The organism is Mucilaginibacter sp. OK098 (assembly GCF_900142915.1).
Classification (GTDB): domain Bacteria; phylum Bacteroidota; class Bacteroidia; order Sphingobacteriales; family Sphingobacteriaceae; genus Mucilaginibacter.
Map to the genome: position 1 here is coordinate 268,819 of NZ_FRCM01000004.1, position 20,615 is coordinate 289,433.

The 20,615-nt window shown below is 41.2% G+C and carries 19 protein-coding genes; 9 read left to right on the plus strand and 10 right to left on the minus strand.

Going from position 1 to position 20,615, the window contains the following annotated elements; genetic code table 11:
* Positions 1–151: 151 nt before the first annotated feature.
* Positions 152–1,330, minus strand: coding sequence for a galactokinase (locus BUE31_RS14635; protein ID WP_073404554.1), 1,179 nt, complete (start codon positions 1,328–1,330; stop codon positions 152–154).
* 144 nt (positions 1,331–1,474) lie between these two features.
* On the opposite strand from BUE31_RS14635, the gene BUE31_RS14640 reads away from it, so the two are divergent.
* Positions 1,475–1,768 (plus strand): YciI family protein, encoded by a 294-nt coding sequence (locus tag BUE31_RS14640; protein WP_073404555.1) that lies wholly within the window; start codon positions 1,475–1,477, stop codon positions 1,766–1,768.
* 106 nt (positions 1,769–1,874) lie between these two features.
* Here BUE31_RS14640 and BUE31_RS14645 read toward each other — a convergent pair whose 3' ends face one another.
* Entirely contained in the window at positions 1,875–2,738 is an 864-nt protein-coding gene (locus tag BUE31_RS14645; RefSeq protein ID WP_073404556.1) for an aldo/keto reductase, read from the minus strand.
* A gap of 133 nt (positions 2,739–2,871) precedes the next feature.
* Between BUE31_RS14645 and BUE31_RS14650 the strand changes: the two genes are divergently transcribed.
* Complete coding sequence (locus BUE31_RS14650) at positions 2,872–3,306, plus strand: DUF6526 family protein (protein ID WP_073404557.1); 435 nt, start codon at positions 2,872–2,874, stop codon at positions 3,304–3,306.
* 72 nt (positions 3,307–3,378) lie between these two features.
* On the opposite strand, the gene BUE31_RS14655 is transcribed toward BUE31_RS14650, so the two are convergent.
* Complete coding sequence (locus BUE31_RS14655) at positions 3,379–5,055, minus strand: DUF6600 domain-containing protein (protein ID WP_073404558.1); 1,677 nt, start codon at positions 5,053–5,055, stop codon at positions 3,379–3,381.
* Between the two features lie 268 nt (positions 5,056–5,323).
* Positions 5,324–5,728 (minus strand): DUF1761 domain-containing protein, encoded by a 405-nt coding sequence (locus BUE31_RS14660; protein WP_073404559.1) that lies wholly within the window; start codon positions 5,726–5,728, stop codon positions 5,324–5,326.
* A gap of 220 nt (positions 5,729–5,948) precedes the next feature.
* On the opposite strand from BUE31_RS14660, the gene BUE31_RS14665 reads away from it, so the two are divergent.
* Positions 5,949–6,422 (plus strand): CYTH domain-containing protein, encoded by a 474-nt coding sequence (locus BUE31_RS14665; RefSeq protein ID WP_073404560.1) that lies wholly within the window; start codon positions 5,949–5,951, stop codon positions 6,420–6,422.
* Between the two features lies 1 nt (position 6,423).
* Here BUE31_RS14665 and BUE31_RS14670 read toward each other — a convergent pair whose 3' ends face one another.
* Positions 6,424–6,723, minus strand: a complete 300-nt coding sequence (locus BUE31_RS14670; protein ID WP_073404561.1) for a DUF3892 domain-containing protein — start codon at positions 6,721–6,723, stop codon at positions 6,424–6,426.
* Positions 6,724–6,938: 215 nt separating this feature from the next.
* Between BUE31_RS14670 and BUE31_RS14675 the strand changes: the two genes are divergently transcribed.
* Positions 6,939–7,298 carry a cupredoxin domain-containing protein gene (locus BUE31_RS14675; protein WP_073404562.1) on the plus strand — a complete coding sequence of 120 codons (360 nt, stop codon included), beginning with the start codon at positions 6,939–6,941 and terminating at the stop codon, positions 7,296–7,298.
* Positions 7,299–7,517: 219 nt separating this feature from the next.
* Here the strand turns inward: BUE31_RS14675 and BUE31_RS14680 are convergent, their stop codons facing one another.
* The gene (locus BUE31_RS14680; protein WP_073404563.1) at positions 7,518–8,372 is read right to left on the minus strand and encodes an AraC family transcriptional regulator; all 855 of its coding nucleotides are present in this window, start codon (positions 8,370–8,372) and stop codon (positions 7,518–7,520) included.
* 87 nt (positions 8,373–8,459) lie between these two features.
* On the opposite strand from BUE31_RS14680, the gene BUE31_RS14685 reads away from it, so the two are divergent.
* Positions 8,460–9,521 carry an SDR family oxidoreductase gene (locus BUE31_RS14685; protein ID WP_073404958.1) on the plus strand — a complete coding sequence of 354 codons (1,062 nt, stop codon included), beginning with the start codon at positions 8,460–8,462 and terminating at the stop codon, positions 9,519–9,521.
* Positions 9,522–9,788: 267 nt separating this feature from the next.
* Here the strand turns inward: BUE31_RS14685 and BUE31_RS14690 are convergent, their stop codons facing one another.
* Positions 9,789–10,142 carry a nuclear transport factor 2 family protein gene (locus BUE31_RS14690; RefSeq protein ID WP_073404564.1) on the minus strand — a complete coding sequence of 118 codons (354 nt, stop codon included), beginning with the start codon at positions 10,140–10,142 and terminating at the stop codon, positions 9,789–9,791.
* A gap of 497 nt (positions 10,143–10,639) precedes the next feature.
* On the opposite strand from BUE31_RS14690, the gene gltB reads away from it, so the two are divergent.
* The 4 genes from gltB (at position 10,640) to BUE31_RS14710 (ending at position 19,055) form a co-directional block, all read left to right on the plus strand.
* Positions 10,640–15,160, plus strand: coding sequence for a glutamate synthase large subunit (gene gltB, locus BUE31_RS14695; protein ID WP_073404565.1), 4,521 nt, complete (start codon positions 10,640–10,642; stop codon positions 15,158–15,160).
* Entirely contained in the window at positions 15,160–16,638 is a 1,479-nt protein-coding gene (locus BUE31_RS14700) for a glutamate synthase subunit beta (RefSeq protein ID WP_073404566.1), read from the plus strand. Before gltB ends, BUE31_RS14700 begins: the two co-directional genes overlap by 1 nt.
* A gap of 206 nt (positions 16,639–16,844) precedes the next feature.
* A complete protein-coding gene (locus BUE31_RS14705) occupies positions 16,845–17,654 on the plus strand; it encodes a tRNA pseudouridine synthase A (protein WP_073404567.1) in 810 nt (269 codons plus the stop codon).
* 90 nt (positions 17,655–17,744) lie between these two features.
* On the plus strand, positions 17,745–19,055 hold the full coding sequence (locus tag BUE31_RS14710; protein WP_073404568.1) for a DEAD/DEAH box helicase: 1,311 nt from the start codon (positions 17,745–17,747) through the stop codon (positions 19,053–19,055).
* Positions 19,056–19,417: 362 nt separating this feature from the next.
* Here BUE31_RS14710 and BUE31_RS14715 read toward each other — a convergent pair whose 3' ends face one another.
* The 3 genes from BUE31_RS14715 to BUE31_RS14725 all read right to left on the minus strand — a co-directional run bounded on the left by BUE31_RS14715 (position 19,418) and on the right by BUE31_RS14725 (position 20,600).
* Entirely contained in the window at positions 19,418–19,636 is a 219-nt protein-coding gene (locus BUE31_RS14715) for a VF530 family protein (protein ID WP_073404569.1), read from the minus strand.
* Positions 19,637–19,706: 70 nt separating this feature from the next.
* A complete protein-coding gene (locus BUE31_RS14720; RefSeq protein WP_073404570.1) occupies positions 19,707–20,132 on the minus strand; it encodes an SRPBCC family protein in 426 nt (141 codons plus the stop codon).
* Positions 20,133–20,156: 24 nt separating this feature from the next.
* Positions 20,157–20,600, minus strand: coding sequence for an SRPBCC family protein (locus BUE31_RS14725; protein WP_073404571.1), 444 nt, complete (start codon positions 20,598–20,600; stop codon positions 20,157–20,159).
* Between the last annotated feature and the right edge of the window lie 15 nt (positions 20,601–20,615).

Genomic DNA, 20,615 nt, shown 5'->3' on the forward strand with positions numbered 1-20,615 from the left:
CTAACAAGATCGGATCTTAAACATTCAACTTTGTTGGGGAATACATTAACAAGGCTTTAGGCTTTGGTCTTTTTGCTTTCTTTATTTTAGCAAAAAGCTTAAAGCAAAAAGCCGAAAGCTATTAATGCACTTATAATTCTTTTTCCCAGCTTTAGGCTTTGGTCTTTTTGCCTTCAGCTACCAGCTCCCCCACTCCATTGCCAATAAGCGAACTGTATACCGATGGGGCATATCCAATTTTATCAGTGTAATAAGCAATAACTTTTTGGCTAAAGCTATCAAAAGCGCTTTCTTTAACCAGGGCTATTGCACAACCACCGAAACCGGCGCCTGTCATTCGGGCGCCTGCCACGTTAGCATCGGTTTTACAATATTCTGCAACAGCGTCCAGCTCTTTACCGCTAACCTCATACAGGTCGCGCAATGAATTGTGAGAGGCATACATTAAACTGCCAAATTCGTCAAGATTGTTTTGACTTAGGGCAACAGCGGCAAGCTTAACCCTGTCATTCTCTTCAATTACGTGTTTGGCCCGTTTGTATATTACTTTATCCGTAATTAAGTTACTGTGTTTGTTAAAGGTATCTGTATCAATATCACACAAATTATTAATATCCAGCTCCTGTTGCAGTGCAGTTAATGCAGCCTGGCATTCCTGCACCCGCTCATTATATTTTGATTCGGCCAGTTTACGGGGTTTATTGGTATTTATAATAGCCAAAATGTATTCACCTAAATTACTATCAACAGCCTGGTAATCCAGCGTATCGCAATTTAGCATAAGGGCTTTGTTGTTTTCGCCGAATGCTACTGCAAACTGATCCATTATACCACAATTTACCCCAATAAAATTATTTTCAACAGATTGGGATAGTTTCACCAGGTCGAGCTTTGAATAGCCGCTGTTCATCAGGCTATTTAATGCAAAGGCGGTAACCACCTCGATGGAGGCAGATGATGACAAGCCTGAGCTGATTGGGATATCGCCATAAAAAAGCATATCCAAACCCAAAACCGGGTGCCCGTCTTTTAAAAAATACTCAATAACGCCAAGCGGGTAATTAAACCAGTACTCACCTGTTTTACTGTAATTATTTTGCACAGGTATGTCCAGTTTATGATCAAAGTTCAGGCTTCTGAACCTGAATACGCCATCATTATTTGGCGAAACAAGCAAATAGGTTCCAAAAGTTATAGCGCATGGCATTACCAATCCGCCATTATAATCAATATGTTCGCCTATCAGGTTTACGCGTCCCGGAGAAAAGTAAACATTTTCGGCTTCTTTGTTATATACTTTATTAAATTCCTGTGTAAGAAAGTGCTTCATTTAGGATTTCTAATTGGTTGAAAGAGCAAATATGCAAAAAATGTAATATTAACAGTTATTATTCTTTTTTATTTTACTATTGTTACCTAAAATTCTTTTAATTAGGCACTTTAAACTTAATTTGCTTAACTAAACACCATACATATGAACCAATATATTGTTACAGCTTACGACTTTACCGATCCTGAAGCTTTACCACGCCGCATGAGCGTGCGTCCCCACCACCTGGATGCAGCCGTCGAACTGAGAAAAACAGGCAATTATGTTTTAGGCGGCGCTATATTAAATGATGAAGGAAAAATGATTGGTTCGGTTATGATACTGCAATTTGAAACCGAAGAGGGATTAGAAGCATGGAAACAAAGCGAACCCTATATTACCCAGGGAATTTGGGAATCGGTTGATGTGAAACCGTTTAGGGTTGCGAATGTGGGTTAAACCTGAGAAAACTTACGAAGTTTAACTCGGTTGTATTTTATTTTAAAGGCCTCGTTGAGGGCTTCGCCGTTTTAAAACTTCGTAAGTTTGAAGAATTACAAATATTTTATTGAGGGTTGATGCTATTCAGCTCCTGGATATCATCCTCATCAAGCTCAAGTGAAACTGCATTTACATTCTCTTCCAAGTGTTTAACGCTTGATGTTCCGGGAATAAGCAAAATATTATCCGAATGGTTAAGCAACCAGCTTAAAGCTACCTGGTGAACTGTGGCATTATGTTTATCGGCTATCTGTTTTAGTTTATCCTGGCTTGCTACGTTGCCGGCATTGAGCGGGAACCATGGAATAAAGGCAATTTGATGTGCCTTGCAATATTGCAGCACATGCTCCCATTTACGGTTATCAACGCTGTACATATTTTGTACAGACACAACTTCAAAATATTCCTGCGCCTTTTTAATAACATCCACATCAACTTCTGATAAACCTATGTGTTTGATAAACCCTTCTTCCTGTGCCTGTTGCAAAAACTCAAAGCTTTGTTCAGCCGGAACGATCGGGTCTATCCTATGAAGCTGGTAAAGAGCTATCTGTTCAAGCTTTAAGCGCTTGAGACTACCTTCAAGTGCTTTCTTCAAATGATCAGGCTTTGCATTTATAGGCCATACGTCAGGACCAGTGCGCAGTAACCCGCCTTTGGTGCCTATCACAAGGTCGGCAGGATAAGGATAAAGCGCTTTAGCAATTAACTCTTCTGATACGTGCGGGCCATAGCTATCAGCAGTATCAATAAAATTCACACCAAGCTCTACAGCCCGCTGCAAAACTCTTATGGCTTCATCTTCGTCTTTTGGTGGCCCCCATATTCCCTTGCCGGTAATCCGCATAGCGCCATACCCCATTCTGTTTACGGTTAATTCGCCACCTATCGTCAAAGTTTTTTCGGATGTAATTGATGAGTTGTTCATATCTGATTGCAGTTGATGAAAAATATTAACGCAAGTTCACGTTAATTGTTCTTATGCTCAACACTAAAAAGTCATTTTTAAGCATCTTCAATAAATCAAATAGTATTACCTTGGCTAAAAAAATAAACCATTCATGCTACAACAAAATAATGCGCACCATGCCCGGCACGTAAAAGGTTATCACTTTATGCTATGGGCTTTTTTACTTATTGGCACCATCACCTCCCTGGTTAGTTTATACTTACAATGGTCTGCCCATTACGATGTTTTAAACCCGGTATTAATAGCCCTTTTATTTATATGTGCCGATTTTAGCGCCTATTATTTGCGCCAGTTTCCGCTACGGGCACAAGACAGGGCTATTCGTGCCGAAGAAAACTTAAGACATTTTATACTAACGCACAAACCTTTGGATACCAGGGTTACTATGAGCCAGGTTATTGCGCTGCGCTTTGCACCCGATGATGAGTTTATTGTACTTGCCGACAGGGCTGCTAAAGAAAACCTTTCGCCTGCGGAAATAAAACAAGAAATTAAAAAATGGAGAGCAGATAACCACAGGATGTGATTGGCAAAAGCAGAAAACTAAGTAAACGAAAAAGGCGTCCAATTTAAGGGCGCCTTTTTCGTTTATTGACCACTATTGTTGTACCGGGGGCCGATGCTCTTCTTGTTTTACAGGCACCGGCTTAACCTCAGCCGGTTTTGGTTTTGGCTGGATCACGGGCTGTACAACTGGTCTGTGATTTTGCTGACCTTGTTGCGGATTTGGGTTTACCTGTCCGTTGTTAGGCCTTGGGGCTTGTTGTACCGGTTGTGGATTGGGATTTACCTGCCCAACATTAGGCCTTGGGGCTTGTTGTACCGGTTGTGGATTGGGATTTACCTGCCCAACATTAGGCCTTGGGGCTTGTTGTACCGGTTGTGGATTTGGATTTACCTGCCCAACATTAGGCCTTGGGGCTTGTTGTACCGGTTGTGGATTTGGATTTACCTGCCCATTATTCGGTCTTGGATTGTATTGACCTTGTTGTGGATTTGGGTTTGGAGTATTTCCCTGCCCATTACCCGGTCTTGGATTGTATTGCCCTTGTTGCGGATTGGGATTTTGGTTATTGCCTTGTCCATTACCCGGTCTTGGATTGTATTGTCCCTGTTGCGGGTTGGGATTTTGGTTATTGCCTTGTCCATTACCCGGTCTTGGATTATATTGTCCCTGTTGTGGATTAGGATTTTGATTATTACCCTGTCCGACGCCCGGCCTTGGGTTTTGATTCCCTTGCTGCGGATTTGGGGTATTGCCTTGCCCATTACCTGGTCTTGGATTGTATTGCCCCTGTTGTGGGTTAGGATTTTGGTTATTGCCTAGTCCGACACCCGGCCTTGAGTTTTGATTCCCCTGTTGAGGGTTAGGATTTTGGTTATTGCCTTGTCCATTACCCGGCCTTGAATTTTGTTGATCAGGATTTCTGTGATTCCCTTGTCCAAAATTTACAACGTTTTGAGGTATTGGCCTTCTTCCACCCTGGCCTGTTGGAGTTTGAGTTATAACCGGCCTGTAAACAGTAAGCTGATTATTTGATAATGTTTGCCCCGGCTTTGTGCTTATTCCAATCCTAACAGGCTGGATCCTGGTGTTGGTCCTGGTTTCAACATCATTAACTCTTGGGCCACGGTTATAGGTAAATCCGCGGTGGCCGTTGCCGCCATTACTATTGTTATTATTATTGATGTTTACATTATTAATAATAGTTGTGTTGTTAATAACAGTTACGTTATTCCTTACTACATAGTAGTTAACGTTTGTTTGATTAATGTGGCGGGCCGGTACATAATTCCAGTCTTCGTTCCTGGGCCTGTACCCGCTATTATAGCCAACATTGGGAGGTAGTGGCGCCCATCCGTAATAATCCCCGCTCTGGCCCCAGGTTACCCACGCAGGCGCCCAGTCGTTGCCAGGCATCCACATCCATCCGTAACCGCCATCGTAAAACCACCTGCCATAATGAAATGGCGCCCATCCCCAACTGTAAGTTGATACCCAGGTCCATCCTTCATCACTGTAAACCCAACTGCCATCGGTATCATAGGGCCTAAAATTGGCATCAACATTTGGCTGCCACACATATCCATAATCAGGGTAATCTATCCATTGTCCATATGGGCTAAGCTCGTCATAAAACACCTGGTTGGTTACCGGTTGCTGCGCATATTGTGTTTGATCCTGGTAAACAGGCTGCGGATTACTTGTGTATATCATTGGTGAACAGGAACCTAAAATTGCTGCTACCGGAAGTATATAAAATATCTTTTTCATGACAAGGACTGTTTAAAATATGTATATAATAATTTCTATATACATATGACAGGCACAAAATTATTAAGTTTAATGGTAGCTAATAATTATTATTCATATTATAAGTTGATTGAGTTAGATTAGGTTGATTAAGTTGGATTGAGTTTTTTATTCAGACTGAAAGTCGGAAAGTCAGTAAAGTCCGAAAGTGATTTTTTCAAAACCAAACTAATTAATACGCTTAATATTAACCGCTATACCAACTTAATCAACTCATACAACCTAACCATCACCTCCACACACCAATAATTGCCCCCATTAAGGTAAGTGATACCAGGCTGTAGCCGCCGTTAATAAATATATGCCGCCAGGATTTCAGTTCAAATAAGCTATGAATAGCAATAGCGCTGAAAGTCCAGATCCCGGCTAAAAAGCCTGCTGTAGTACCCCATGCCAGGTCGGTTTTTGCATCGGCCAGGAACATGCCCAGGTTTGCGGCCATTACAAGTGAAAAAACAGCGGTAAAGCCAAATATTTTACCTTTGTTACCCGTTTGCACCTGTTCAATAGTCAGGTTGCTGTCTGTCATCCAGGCATTTCCAAATAAAGGTTTTGAATACCAGATCCCACCTACCATAAATGCAGACAAGCCCGCTACTATAATAGCAAGCCAGTTAATGTGTGAAATATCCATCGTACTAAATAATTTAAGTTTTAATAAATATAATAATATATTATGCCAGAGTCAAAATTTATAAGAGGCATACTTAAATTGTTTGTTACTTTTATAGTGAGGAAGATTCAGGAATCAAGAGACAAGGATCAGGATAAAGCATTGCAAATAATAACCAGGTCTTTTCCCGCTAATCTTCTTAACTCTTGATTCTTGCTTCCTGACTCTAAAATAAAAACAAATGGGAGTTGAAATAGAGCGGAAGTTTTTGGTTGACACTGGAAAATGGCAACAAGCGGTAAAGCCTGCAGGCACCTACTACAGGCAGGGGTATTTATTAAATGAAGATAAGCGCACAATAAGGGTCAGGGTTACGGATAAACAGGCGTTTATTACTATAAAAGGCGCTACAGCAGGAATCTCGCGCAAAGAATTTGAATATGAAATACCTGTAGCTGACGGTACCGAACTGCTGAACGGTTTTGCTGTTTCGGAAATTGAAAAAATAAGATATCGCCTTTATTTCGGCAATAAATTATGGGAAGTAGATGATTTTTTGGGTGACAATTCAGGACTTTTAATTGCAGAAATAGAATTGCAGCAAGAAAATGAAACATTTGATCTCCCCGATTGGATAACTTCAGAAGTAAGCCATGATGCAAAATACTATAACTCAAACCTTTCCAAAAATCCTTATAAAAATTGGGATATGTAGCTTATTTTTCTTCACATTCCGGCAGTAATAAAAGTTTATCTGTTACGGTTTCATCAACAACAGTTTTAACATATTTATTTCCCTTCGGGCAAATTGCGGGTATAAGGTAGGTTTTGTTTCCCTTAGCATCCTTTATATAAGCTTCACCATTACCGTCTTTTATCCAGTCATGGATCAGCGTTCGTTCGGTTATACCGTTTACATTTATCCGCTCGTTAACCCATTCAAAATAATCAATTGCTAAATAAGGGTTTTCGTTGCTTTCCTCGTCTTTTTTAATACAAATTATTCTTACGGCCATTTTAGTAACGTTTAGTTAATTAGGTGCCGTAAAATTAAATCAAAGGACCAAACAGGTATTCAGTATTTTCACCTGTTTTAATGCGTAAAACTACGTATTGTGCATATCCGAAAGCACCAATTTTAATTTCATTGAAATAAATTATCCCCGAAGGCAACCTTTTCTACCCTGCATCCGTGATACTGTAAAACAACATTTAATTAAATATTTATTTTATGAAAAGGAATTTCGTCTATTTATCGCTGATAGTTTTAGCCGGTTTATCATTAATTTACAGTTGCTCGTCAAACAAAGCAAAGGTAAACCCTACTCCCTCAACCCCTGCTGCTACAGTGGCTATACAAAATTTTGCATTTGTACCGGCAACCGTAAACATTAAGGTTGGCAATTCTATAACATGGACAAACATGGATACCGCACCCCATACAGCAACCGACCTTGCAAATGCATTTGATAGTGGTAGCCTTACAACCGGTAAAACGTTCAATTTTACATTTAATACGGCAGGTACCTATACCTATCATTGCCTTATACATTCAATGATGAAAACGGCAACCGTGGTTGTAACTAACTAATTAGCGTATTTTTGTTTAATTGAGATAATAATGAGGGACGTTGCAGCAAAGCTACAGCGTCCCTTTTTTATTCTATTGCTTTACCTTCTGCATTAAATTACCCCTTAAATCCAAATGAAAGCTGATTTTCCGGTTTGCTAAAATAAATGAGCTGAAAGTGCTGAACTTTGGGGTAAAATGGAAAAACTGCATTCAAAAAGGCATTTAGTATTGATGTTGCTAAGCTGTAGATTGTTGAATTTGTTTCCGGAAATCAGTCGGGTTAACTCCTTTATTCTTCCTGAAGAATTTATTAAAATGGCTAAGGTCATTAAAACCCAGTTCATTGCTGATCTCTTTGATAGAGAAAGAGCTAAATTTTAACCTGTTAATAATTAAATGGAGCTTATAATTATTAATATAATCAATAAGCGTAACGCCCATTTGCTCTTTAAAATACTGCCCGAGGTAATGTTTTGAATAACCAAATTGGTTCGCCAGGTTGTTTACCTGTACCAGGTTGGCCTCGTATATATGCTCATGTATATAGTTAACAAGTGCGGTTATTTTGGACAAGAACTTTTGGGTTGTTTTAACCGGCACGCAGCTAACATTTCTTTTCATGATCAGCAGCAGCGATTTGATCAGCAAATACATTACTTCGTTATTTTCATCCAGGGTCTCTTGCCATTCGCAAAGTATCAGGTCAATCAATTGCGCTATTTTATGAGCTATTGCCCCCGTTTTTGGAGCGAATGATTCCTGCCGGCCGGCAAACACCAATAATTCATCAACATCTTTATTCCAGTTGCTCTGAACTTGTATATTTTCAATATTTTTTAAATAAACATTCGTGAATTTCAGGAACGTAAACGCTGTTTCTTCTTCAATAATAAAACGATGAATATCAGCAGGCGAAAGCAGGAATAAACTATTTTCTTTATACGGATAATGCACGCCTGATAAACAATGACTCCCTTTTCCTTTATGGATAAACACAATTTCAAAATGATTGTGGCCATGCAGCGGGTGCTGCCATTCAGTCGCTGTAAGATGGGCTATCTTCAAAAAATCATGTTGAATATACTTCTTCATTTACCCAAAAGTACAATTTAATACTACAAATGTACAACTACACCTTTTAAGATGGCCATAACTTTGTTGCTAATAAATAAGAGCACAATGAAACAAAATAAAAAAAAGGTAGCGCTTATAGCAGGCTCACAAGGTGTAATAGGGCTTAATTTAATAAAGCACCTTTCGACACAGGATGATTGGGAAATTATCGGGCTTTCAAGACGTGGCGGGGTCTCAACAGATAAGGTCAGGCATATTGCAGTAGATCTTTTAGATCCTAAAGACACTTACCAAAAACTAAGTGGTTTAAGCCGGGTAACCCATTTATTTTACACCGCTTACCAGGACAAACCTACATGGGCCGAACTGGTTGAACCAAATGTAAGCATGCTGGTAAACGCAGTAAATGCAATAGAGAAAGTTGCTGATAAACTACAGCATATAAGCTTGATGCAAGGCTACAAAGTTTACGGCGCACATTTAGGGCCATTTAAGACCCCGGCGCGCGAAACCGATGGCGAGCATATGCCGCCGGAGTTTAATGTGGACCAGCAAAAGTTTTTAGAGCAGTGCCAGCAAAATAAAAGCTGGTCATGGTCTGCCATAAGGCCGTCTGTTGTAGGTGGCTTTGGATTAGGGAACCCGATGAATTTGGCAATGGTAATTGCTGTTTATGCTTCCATGTCAAAAGAGCTTGGGATCCCGTTACGTTTCCCGGGCAAACCAGGCGCTTATGATAAACTACTTGAAATGACAGATGCTGATTTGCTGGCAAAGGCAACTGTATGGGCCGCAACAAACCCTAATTGTGCTAACCAGGCTTTTAATATTAATAATGGCGACTTATTTAGATGGAACGATATGTGGCCAAAGTTTGCCCGTTATTTTGAAATGGAAATTGCACCTCCGCTGCCCATGTTATTAAACGTAATTATGGCCGACAAAGAAAAGCTATGGAACGAAATGGTAGAAAAACATCACCTGGCCCCGCATACTTACCAGGAAGTTTCATCATGGATCTTTGGCGATTTTGTTTTTGCCTGGGATTATGACATGATTGCAGATGGCTCAAAGGCCCGTCGCTTCGGTTTTCACGAGTTTGTAGACACTGAAAAAATGTTCTATGATATTTTTGATGATCTACGCGATCGTAAGGTGATACCTTAAATTAACGTGAGTTCGGTATAAACATTAGTGAAACAGTCTGATTATAAACTACTTACATCTATTTAATTCTTGATAAATATCTAAATATTTGATAATCAGCATGTTTCACTGCGTTCCACCCGTTCCGTTGTGAAAAATGGAACGCTTTTCCGGTGTGGATACACAAATTTTCGCTTCGCCTTAACGCGGTTGGAGAAGGGTTTGGGGTGAGGTGTTCGGTGCTTATGTCGAACTCGCGTTAAATTAAGTTGGATGCTTTTCAATTAATCAACCCATAAAAAACTGCTGGCTCACAATCTTCCCATTTTCAACTTTGTAAACGCAAAGCTCTTCGAGCATTTTACTTTCATGCCCCTTAACTGTAAAATGCATGGAAAGAATTACACTGAAGTAGCTCCCGGCAAAAATTGCATCAGCCACTTTGATATCATGGATCTCTACATTGGCAAGAAATTGTTTTTCGCGCTCAATCAGTTTATGAAGGCCGGTAAAAGGCTCATTTTTATAATTGGGGTCAATGCTTACTGCATTATCAGCATATAACTCGGTATAAGCTTCAACAAATTTGCGCTCATTACATAATGAAGCTAAGCGACCGGCAATTTCTGGTATCGTGTTCATTCTTTTGAAAGTTTATGTCGTGATACTAATCAACGGTAATAACTATGCAAATGTTTACAACATCAGTCCTTTAAACGCAAAGAATGATATAGAAATGATATAATAAAACAAGGTTAGCAGATTTTCTTCCATTGTCGCAAAATAAGGCGGGGAGTTTCTATAAAAATTTCATCCATTTTATTTGTTTGCCACAATGCTTTTAAAACTAAAAATTATTCCTCCAAAAACAATTTATTACGCACAATTCGTTTTTAATAAACCATGATGGCTTATTAACAGATAGATTTAGTAGAGGTTTATTTTGCAATAAGCGGCAAATTATCACCTTTCAATTTTTATAATAATAATATTCTAGTGTATTTTTTATCAAATCATCAATTTAAAGCTTTATAAATACAATGTTATTTAGAAAAATACAAAAATTTTAAGATATTTTCAATTTAAACTCACATTCAGTAACTTCGTAGTTGCACCATTTATAAACATTATTCTTTACAATGGATCAAGCTGAAAGCCACCAGGGCCTTTACCGGCCAGAATTTGAACACGACTCGTGCGGTACCGGATTTATTACTAACATTAATGGTCATAAAAGTTACCAGATAATTGATGATGCCCTAACCATGCTCGAAAACATGGAGCATAGAGGCGCATGCGGCTGCGACCCGGAATCGGGCGACGGCGCTGGAATACTGATACAACTACCCCACGAATTTTTTATGGAAGAATGCTCCGACCTGGAGATCAGTTTACCTGAACCGGGCGAATATGGAGTTGGAATGATTTTCTTCCCTAAGGAATCATCCTTAAAAAAGGGATGTAAAACAATAATTGACAATGCAATTGAAAAGTTGGGCCTGCATACCTTAGGGTATCGTAAAATAACAACTAATTCATCGGTTATTGGCGAAACTGCCCGTAAGGCTGAGCCTAACGTGGAACAGCTCTTTATCCAACGCCCGCACAACATAACTAATGTTGATGATTTTGAGCGTAAGCTTTATATACTAAGGCGTTATATTAATAAAACGGTTACTGAAACTATCCCTGCCGCTACTGAGCATTTTTACTTTACCTCGCTATCCTGTAAAACAATAATTTACAAGGGCCAGTTAACTACCTATCAGCTGCGCAAATACTTTACCGATCTTGCCGATCCGCGGATAGCATCGGGCTTTGCCATGATCCATTCGCGTTTCTCAACCAATACTTTTCCATCATGGAAACTGGCTCAGCCTTTCAGACTGATTGCCCATAATGGCGAGATCAACACCCTTACGGGTAACTTAAACTGGTTTTATTCGGGTTTAAAATCATATGCATCTTCCTACTTCACCAATGAAGAGATGGAGATGCTGCTGCCAGTAATTGATAACAATCAATCAGACTCGGCCTGTTTGGATAACATAATCGAGATCCTGCAGCATACCGGCCGTTCATTGCCGCATGTAATGATGATGCTGATCCCTGAAGCATGGGATGGCAACGAGCAAATGGACCCGGTTAAAAAAGCATTCTATGAGTTCCATGCCACTTTAACTGAGCCATGGGACGGCCCTGCCGCCATTACATTTACCGACGGTAAACTGGTAGGTGCCTTGCTTGACAGGAATGGCCTGCGCCCATTGCGTTTTGTGGTAACTAAGGATGGCCGCGTTATTGCCGCTTCGGAAGCCGGCGTATTAAACCTTGACGAAAGCTTGGTTGTTCGCAAAGGCCGTTTACAGCCTGGTAAAATGTTATTGATTGATACCGAGCAGGGCCTGATAATTACTGACGATGAAATAAAACACCAAATTGCTTCCCGTCAGCCTTATGGTCGCTGGCTTGAAAATTATAAGATCCGTTTGGGTGAGCTTGCCGAGCCGCGTTTGGCATTTGCCAGCTTGTCGGAAGATTCTGTTTTCCGTTACCAGCAGGTATTCGGTTATAGCCGCGAGGATATTGATACCATTATAAAGCCAATGGCCCTGGATGGTAAAGAGCCTATCGGATCAATGGGTACTGATGTGCCACTGGCTATCTTATCTGATAAGCCACAGCACTTATCAAGCTATTTTAAACAATTTTTTGCCCAGGTTACCAACCCGCCTATCGACCCGATCCGCGAGCGTTTGGTAATGAGTTTGGCTACCTTTATAGGTAACAACGGTAATTTATTGGATGAGGATAAAATGCATTGCCATTGCGTGGTATTGCAGCATCCTATCCTTAAAAATCATCAGCTCGAAAAATTAAGAAGTATTGATACAGGCATGTTCCATGCCAAAACCCTGCAAACCTATTATAATGCCGATGGCATGCCGGGTTCGCTGGAAAAAGGGATAGCAAGGCTTTGCCGTTATGCAGAGGATTCTGTGGATGACGGTTTTGAAGTATTGATCTTATCTGACCGTGCTATTGATTCGGAGCATGCTCCTATTCCATCATTACTGGCGGTATCAGCGGTACACCATCATTTGATCAGGAGCGGCCGCCGTGGCGCCGTAGGTTTGGTGGTTGAAACCGGCGATACCTGGGAAGTACACCATTTTGCTTGTTTACTTGCATTTGGTGCCACAGCCATCAATCCATACCTGGCTTTATCAACCATTGAAACTTTAAAAAACAATGGCAGTTTAGAAACCAGCCTTGATTTAAAAACATTACATAAAAACTATGTAAAATCGGTTAATGACGGCTTGTTGAAGATCTTCTCAAAAATGGGAATCTCAACTTTACAGTCATATCACGGTTCGCAGGTATTTGAGATCCTGGGCATCAACCAAACTGTTGTTAATAAATACTTTACCGGCGCGGTAACCCGCATTGGCGGTTTAGGCCTTGATGAAATTGCCCGTGAGTCGCTTTGCAAACATAAAATAGGTTTTGGCGGATCTAAAACAGGTACGCACTTATTGCCTGAAGGCGGTATTTACCAATGGAAACGTCGTGGCGAACAACATTTGTTTAACCCTACAACAGTTCACTTGTTACAGCACGCTACCCGCAGTAACAGCTACGATGTTTATAAAAACTATGCTAAAGAAATAAACGAGCAAAGCGAAAAGCATTTTACCATCCGTGGTTTGCTTGACTTTGCCCATCACCGCGAAGCTATAAGTATTGATGAGGTTGAACCTGCAGAAAACATCATGAAACGCTTTGCAACAGGCGCCATGTCATTCGGCTCAATCTCGCACGAAGCTCACAGCACAATGGCTATTGCTATGAACCGCATTGGCGGCAAAAGCAACACCGGTGAAGGCGGCGAAGATGAACTAAGATATGAATTGATGCCTAACGGCGATTCAATGCGCTCGGCTATCAAGCAAGTGGCATCGGCACGTTTTGGGGTTACCTCAAACTATTTGACCAATGCCGATGAACTGCAGATAAAAATGGCACAAGGTGCAAAACCGGGTGAAGGCGGACAACTGCCCGGTCATAAAGTTGATGACTGGATTGCAAAAACCCGTCACTCAACTCCGGGGGTTGGTTTAATATCGCCTCCACCGCACCATGATATTTATTCAATTGAAGATTTGGCCCAGCTGATCTTCGACCTTAAAAATGCTAACCGTACCGCACGGATCAACGTAAAGCTGGTATCAAAAGCAGGCGTAGGTACTATAGCAGCAGGCGTTGCCAAGGCACATGCCGATGTTATTTTAATTGCAGGCTATGATGGTGGCACAGGGGCCTCTCCTATCAGTTCTGTAAAACATGCAGGCCTGCCATGGGAGCTTGGCTTGACCGAAGCACACCAAACACTGGTACGCAATAAACTGCGCAGCCGTGTTGTGCTGCAAACAGACGGCCAGTTAAAAACCGGTCGCGATTTGGCTATAGCCTGTTTAATGGGCGCCGAAGAATGGGGTGTGGCTACCGCAGCCTTAGTTGCAGGCGGCTGTATAATGATGCGCAAGTGCCATTTAAACACCTGCCCCGTTGGCGTTGCCACTCAGGATCCGGAATTAAGAAAACTATTCTCGGGCAAGCCTGAGCATGTGGTTAACCTGTTCCGCTTTATGGCTGAGGAGCTGCGCGAAATAATGGCCGAGCTTGGTTTCCGTACCATTAATGAAATGGTTGGCCGCGTTCAGTTTCTGAAAGTAAAAGATGGACTTCAAAACTGGAAAGCGCAAAAGATCGATCTATCAGGTATTTTGCACCCGGTAAATAATCCAAAGGATGTTACCCTGTACAATAGCGAAAAACAGGATCATGGCATGGACGCTATACTCGACTGGCAATTATTAGAAGCCGCGAAACCTGCTTTGGAGGATAAAACACCAGTATTTGCATCATTTGATGTAAGAAACGTTGACCGTACTATCGGGACGCTGTTGTCGAATGAGATTTCGAAGATCTACGGTTCAGCCGGCTTACCGGATAATACCATCAACTATAAATTTAAAGGATCAGCCGGCCAAAGCTTTGGTGCTTTTGCTACCAAAGGAATTTCATTCGAACTGGAAGGCGAAGCTAACGATTACGTTGGTAAAGGTTTATCAGGTGCGCAGCTTGCTATCTATCCGTCAGAAAAAGCAACATTTACACCAGAGGATAATATCATTATTGGCAACGTGGCGCTATATGGTGCAACATCGGGCGAGGTATTTATCCGTGGTATGGCAGGAGAGCGCTTTGCGGTACGTAATTCAGGAGCTACAACTGTTGTTGAAGGTATTGGCGACCATGGTTGCGAATACATGACAGGTGGCCTTGCATTAATATTAGGCGAAACAGGCAGAAACTTTGCCGCAGGTATGAGCGGCGGGATTGCCTGGATCTATAATCCGAACAATACATTCGCCGAAAACTGCAATACCGAAATGGTTGATCTTGACCCTTTATCCATACAGGATGAACAACAGATAACCACGTTACTGCACAAGCACGTTAATTTAACGGGCAGCAAGGTTGCGCAAACATTACTTAAAAACTGGGACAAAGCATCAACCCAGTTTGTTAAAGTATATCCAAAAGAGTATAAAAAAGTATTAGAGAAATTACAATATCAAACTATCAGCTAATGGGAAAACCAACAGGATTTCAGGAGTTTAACAGAGAGCTTCCTTCAAAAACACCGGTTGCAGAGCGCGTTAAAAACTATAACGAGTTTGTACACTCATATTCTGACGAGAAGCTTAACCAGCAATCGGCCCGCTGCATGAATTGCGGGATTCCGTTTTGTCATTCGGGTTGCCCGCTGGGCAACATCATTCCAGAATTTAACGATGCAGTGTATCGTAAAAATTGGGAGGAAGCTTATAACATACTTTCATCAACCAATAACTTCCCGGAGTTTACCGGCAGGATCTGCCCGGCTCCCTGTGAGTCGGCCTGTGTGCTGGGGATCAATAAACCGGCAGTTGCCATTGAGGAAATTGAAAAGCATATTATTGAAATAGCTTATTCAAAAAATTTAGTACAGCCAACTGCACCACTTGTAAAAACAGGTAAAAGCATAGCGGTAGTAGGATCAGGCCCGGCAGGCCTGGCAGCAGCAGCCCAGTTAGTTAAAGCAGGCCACGCGGTAACCGTTTATGAACGTGATGACCGTGCAGGAGGCTTATTGCGCTACGGCATCCCTGATTTCAAATTGGAAAAATGGGTAGTTGACCGCCGGATCGAGGTTATGGAGAAAGATGGTGTTGAGTTTAAATACAATACCGAAGTAGGTAAGGATATTTCGGCAGATGAAGTTGTGCGCAGCAATGATGCCGTTATTATTGCAGGCGGATCAACTATTCCGCGAAACCTTAATATCCCCGGCAGGGAATTAAAAGGGGTCTATTTTGCAATGGACTTTTTAAAGCAGCAAAATAAACGTGTTAGCAATATTGATGTTAATGCTGATGAGATTTTAGCCACCGGTAAAGATGTAATTGTAATTGGCGGCGGTGATACCGGATCTGACTGTGTGGGTACTTCAAACCGCCAGGGTGCAAGCTCTATCAGGCAATTTGAGGTAATGATGCAACCACCGGAGCAACGTACACCACACATGCCATGGCCAACCTACCCTATGCTGCTTAAAACCACCAGCAGCCATGAAGAAGGCGCAGACAGGCATTGGGGCATTGAAACAATAGAATTTTTAGGCGATGCTGAAGGCAATTTAAGAGCGCTAAAGGTTATTGACGTATCATGGGAAAATGATGTGATGGGGCGCCCTGTTACAAAAACTATTAAAGAAGGCTCTGAACGCGAGATCCCTTGTCAGCGGGTATTCCTGGCTATGGGCTTTTTAAACCCGCAATATGACGGAATGATAGAAAGCCTGGGTATTGAGCTTGATCAACGTAAAAACGTAAAAGCAACAGAAGCCGCCTATCGCACCAATGTTAGCAAGGTATTTGCAGCCGGTGATATGCGCAGGGGCCAGTCGCTTGTAGTTTGGGCGATCTCTGAAGGCCGCGAAGCCGCACGCAGGGTTGACGAGTTTTTAATGGGGCACTCTATACTGGAAAGTAAAGATGCGGTGAATCAGTTTGAGCAGGTTTTTTGAGTTAGAGATTAGGTTTTCTTTCTTTCGGTCTTTACTGACTTTCCCGACTTTCGGACTTAAGAGAATCAATCAACAATATAATGTGAACCGGATAGTGAAAGCTATTCGGTTTTTTTGTTGAGATGTCGAAGATTTACGAAGTTTCTAAAACTTCGTAAATCTGTCCGTATCTTTCAAGCTTTATAAAAAACACTTAATTAATACGCTTGCGCTACTTCTTCCACATAGCCTATCATGGCACTAATTACAGCGGTTGGCAAAAACATCCGGGGGTGCTGAATGTACAGGAAGTATTGGAAACCGCGCTTGGCAAATTATTAAAAACAGTAATAAATATTAATGGATGCGGGCGTACAGATGCACAGGTGCATGCCAGCCAGTTCTTTTTTCATGCTGATATTGAGCGGGATCTGGATGATGAATTCTTTTTCCGCATTAACAAGATCTTGCCGGATGATATTGCCGTTTTTGACATTATCCCGATGCAGGGCCTTTGTCATGCACGATTTGATGCTGTTCAAAGAAGCTATGATTATTTTATCCATACTTATAAAGACCCTTTCTTAAACGGCTTCAGTTCACTTTATTTGGACCCCAAACTTGATCTGAATAAAATGAAGGCTGCCGTTGCCCTCCTCCCCCTATATGATGATTACCGGGGCTTCTGCAAAACGCCCGACAGGAATGACCATACCATCTGCAAAGTTTCATCGGCAGGTTTGTTTGCCAATAGCAACGGCGATAAAATCAGGTTTCAGATCTCGGCCAATCGTTTTTTGAGCAAAATGGTAAGGATAATAATTGGCCGGCTATTGGATATTGGCGAAGGGCGGATGAGCGTTGATGAGTTTGAACATTACCTGATAAATAAAGAAACGCCAAAGATCATTATCCCGGCTTATCCACAGGGATTATACCTTTCGAAAGTTACTTATCCCTACCTTAATCTTCTGCCTGCGACAACGTTCACTGCCACGCTTCAAAGCGGTGTTGATGCCGGTTGGCAGGCTGTTTAATGCTGTCAAATTATCTCATTATATTAAATAGCTGAAAATTAGCTATAAAAAGGGTAATTTTGCACTCCTTCGGGATTTTAACATTACAGGATGGCGTGGTCAGAAAAATTAAAGCTTAATAAACAATTAGTAAGAACAATAACCGAAGCAGGTTATATCAGCCCTAAAGAGGTGCAGCAAAAAACATTAGCCCGCATTTATGGAGGCCAGGATGTTATTGTTTCAGGCCCCGAAGGTTGCGGTAAAACTACCACTTATATCCTGGCTGTTTTAAACCGGATAAAATATAATGCAGAAGGTGTGCCGTTGGTGTTGATCCTGGTGCCAGCTAAGGAAGATGTATTGGCAGTTATAAGCGGGCTGGAACATTTTGGTAGAAACAAACAAATCTCAATTGTTGGCCTTTATGCGGCAATCGGCACTGAAACCCAAATGAATGCCCTTGCCGATGGCGCAGATATAGTAGTTGCTACGCCTGACAGGGCACGTGCTATTTATTTAAAGCTTGGCCTTAACCTTAATAAGATTGAGCTTTTAATTGTTGATGACGCAGATCTGATTGTTAAACAAGGCTTACAATTACCTGTTGCTGAACTGGCCAACAGCATTACCAAATGCCAGCACCTGGTATTTACAGAAGTGATCCATGACAGGCTGAACAAAATGATCGCCCCTTTTATGCAATCGGCAACTACGGTTGAGATTGAGGAGATTGCTGAGAGCGTACTGGAAACGCATCCGCAGCTGTTATATCACGTACCTAATTTTATTACAAAACTAAACCTGCTTAATTTATTTATGCAGGATAGCGAGCTATTTACCAAAACAGTTGTGTTTGTAAACACCCGTCATACAGCCGAAAAGATCTATAAAACACTTCAAAACCGGCAAAATAACTCCATTGCCGTATTAAATTCATGGTCGGTTGAATTAAATGGGTTTAAGGAAATAAAAGATTTTAAAACATCTGCCAACACAAGGGTATTGATCATTTGCAATGAAGATAACGAGTCCCTTAACCTGCAAGGCATCCCTTTCCTCATCCACTTTGAGCTGCCGGAAGAAAAAGAGATTTTTATAAAAAGAGTTCTCAATAATTCACCCGAAAGTGAAGATGAAACGCTGTCCATAACTTTCACTACAGATTTAGAACTTACAACTGTACGAAGGATAGAACAAGCCATAGGCCAAAAAATACCTGTTGGTGAACTGCCTGAAGACCTGGTTATTGAGCAGGACAAGAAACAAACAGAAGTTGAAGAAAAGAAACCTGTAAAAAATAAAACAGCTACTCCCGTTGCCGGTGAAGCCTTCCATCAAAAGAAACCCGAGAATTCAAAAACCTATAACTACAGCTCGGGCGTTAAGGCAAAAATGAATATGAAGAAAAAGCACGGATAAGAAAAGAGAGGTAAAAGCTGAAAGGGTAAAGGCGAAAGGCTTTGAATCATTGTCTTTGAGGCACGAAGCTACGCCTTTCTTGGTTCTTGAATCTTGATTTCTTGTATCTCTTCTTCACGCCTTTGTTGGTGTTGTCAACACCAACAAAATGCAGGGCCTATGGTATTGAATATGGTGTATTTAGCATGAGGCTGATTCTCAAATGCAAAAGCTTCATCCAGCTTGTTGGTGACAACACCAACAAGGGCGCTAAGGAAGGGGTTAAAGCTGAAAGGATAAAGGCGAAGGATTTGAATCATTGTCATTGAGGCACGAAGCTATGCCTTTCTTGGCTCTTGAATCTTGATTTCTTGTATCTCTTCTTACTCAACCGGGCTATTCAAATACAGATCCTCCACTTTTGTACGCGCCCAGGGAGTTTTGCGCAAAAAAGTTAAGCTTGATTTTATACTTGGGTTATCTAAAAAGCAATTGATGCGGATCTGGTATCCCAGTTCAGGCCAGCCATAATGCGCTACCAGGGCATTCAATATCATTTCTAATGTTTTACCGTGAAGCTTGTTATTCGGCTGTTGCTGCATATCGATACAAAAATAACGAAAACCGCAGAGACACAATACACAGACACAAAGTATTGTGTCTCTACAGTTATTATTTTTCCAGGTATTCTTTAAGTGAGATCCCCACAATATGTGTCCAGCCTGCAGTAAAGCTTTCTCTTGAAAAGTCTTTGCTGTTTTGAGGGAAGGTATGTAAACCCGTGTGCGTTAATTTTACCCTCGTTTTGTCACCCTCATCAAATATTTCCCATGTTACAAATGACTCTCCGGGATAGCCGTCATATTGCCAGCTGTGGCTAAGCTTCTTGCCGGGAATAACTTCGGTTACTTCACAAAGATGCAAATACTGTTGCTCTTCAGATCCGCCAGAAAACTCAAACTTAAACCCAATTTCGGGTTTAAATTCTTTCAAATCAAAATACCATTCCTTCATTTTGTCTTTATCAGTAATGGCCTGCCATACCCTGTCGGGTTTTACATTGTAAGTTCTCTCAATTACAAAAGGTGATGTTTCCATATTCTTTGGTTTTGATTTTTAATTTTATTCTTCGGTTTCCTGTTCAACATATTCCTTTAGGGATGTACCTATAAAGTGAGTCCAGCCTTGTACAAAATTTTGTTTTGCCATGTCAGGGTGGATATCGCCCCTGAAGGTTTCCAGCTTATCGTGCGTTAAAACAATTTTGGTTTTTCCATCTTCATCAAATAATTCAAAACTTACCAGCGAGTTACCCGGGTAGCCACCATATTTCCATTCATAACTGATCTTTTTGTTTAACACAACTTCAGTCACTTTCAAAATGTGCGGAAATACTTTTCCATTATGCGTAACATCAAACATTGTTTCAAAGCCCACTTCCGGTTCAAATTCAACCAGCGTGTGAAAATACCATTGACGCATTTTTTCAACATTGGTTATTGCATGCCATACCCTTTCTACAGGAGCGTCATACACATACTCAACTATAACTGATCCATCTCTCATAAATTTATCTTTTAA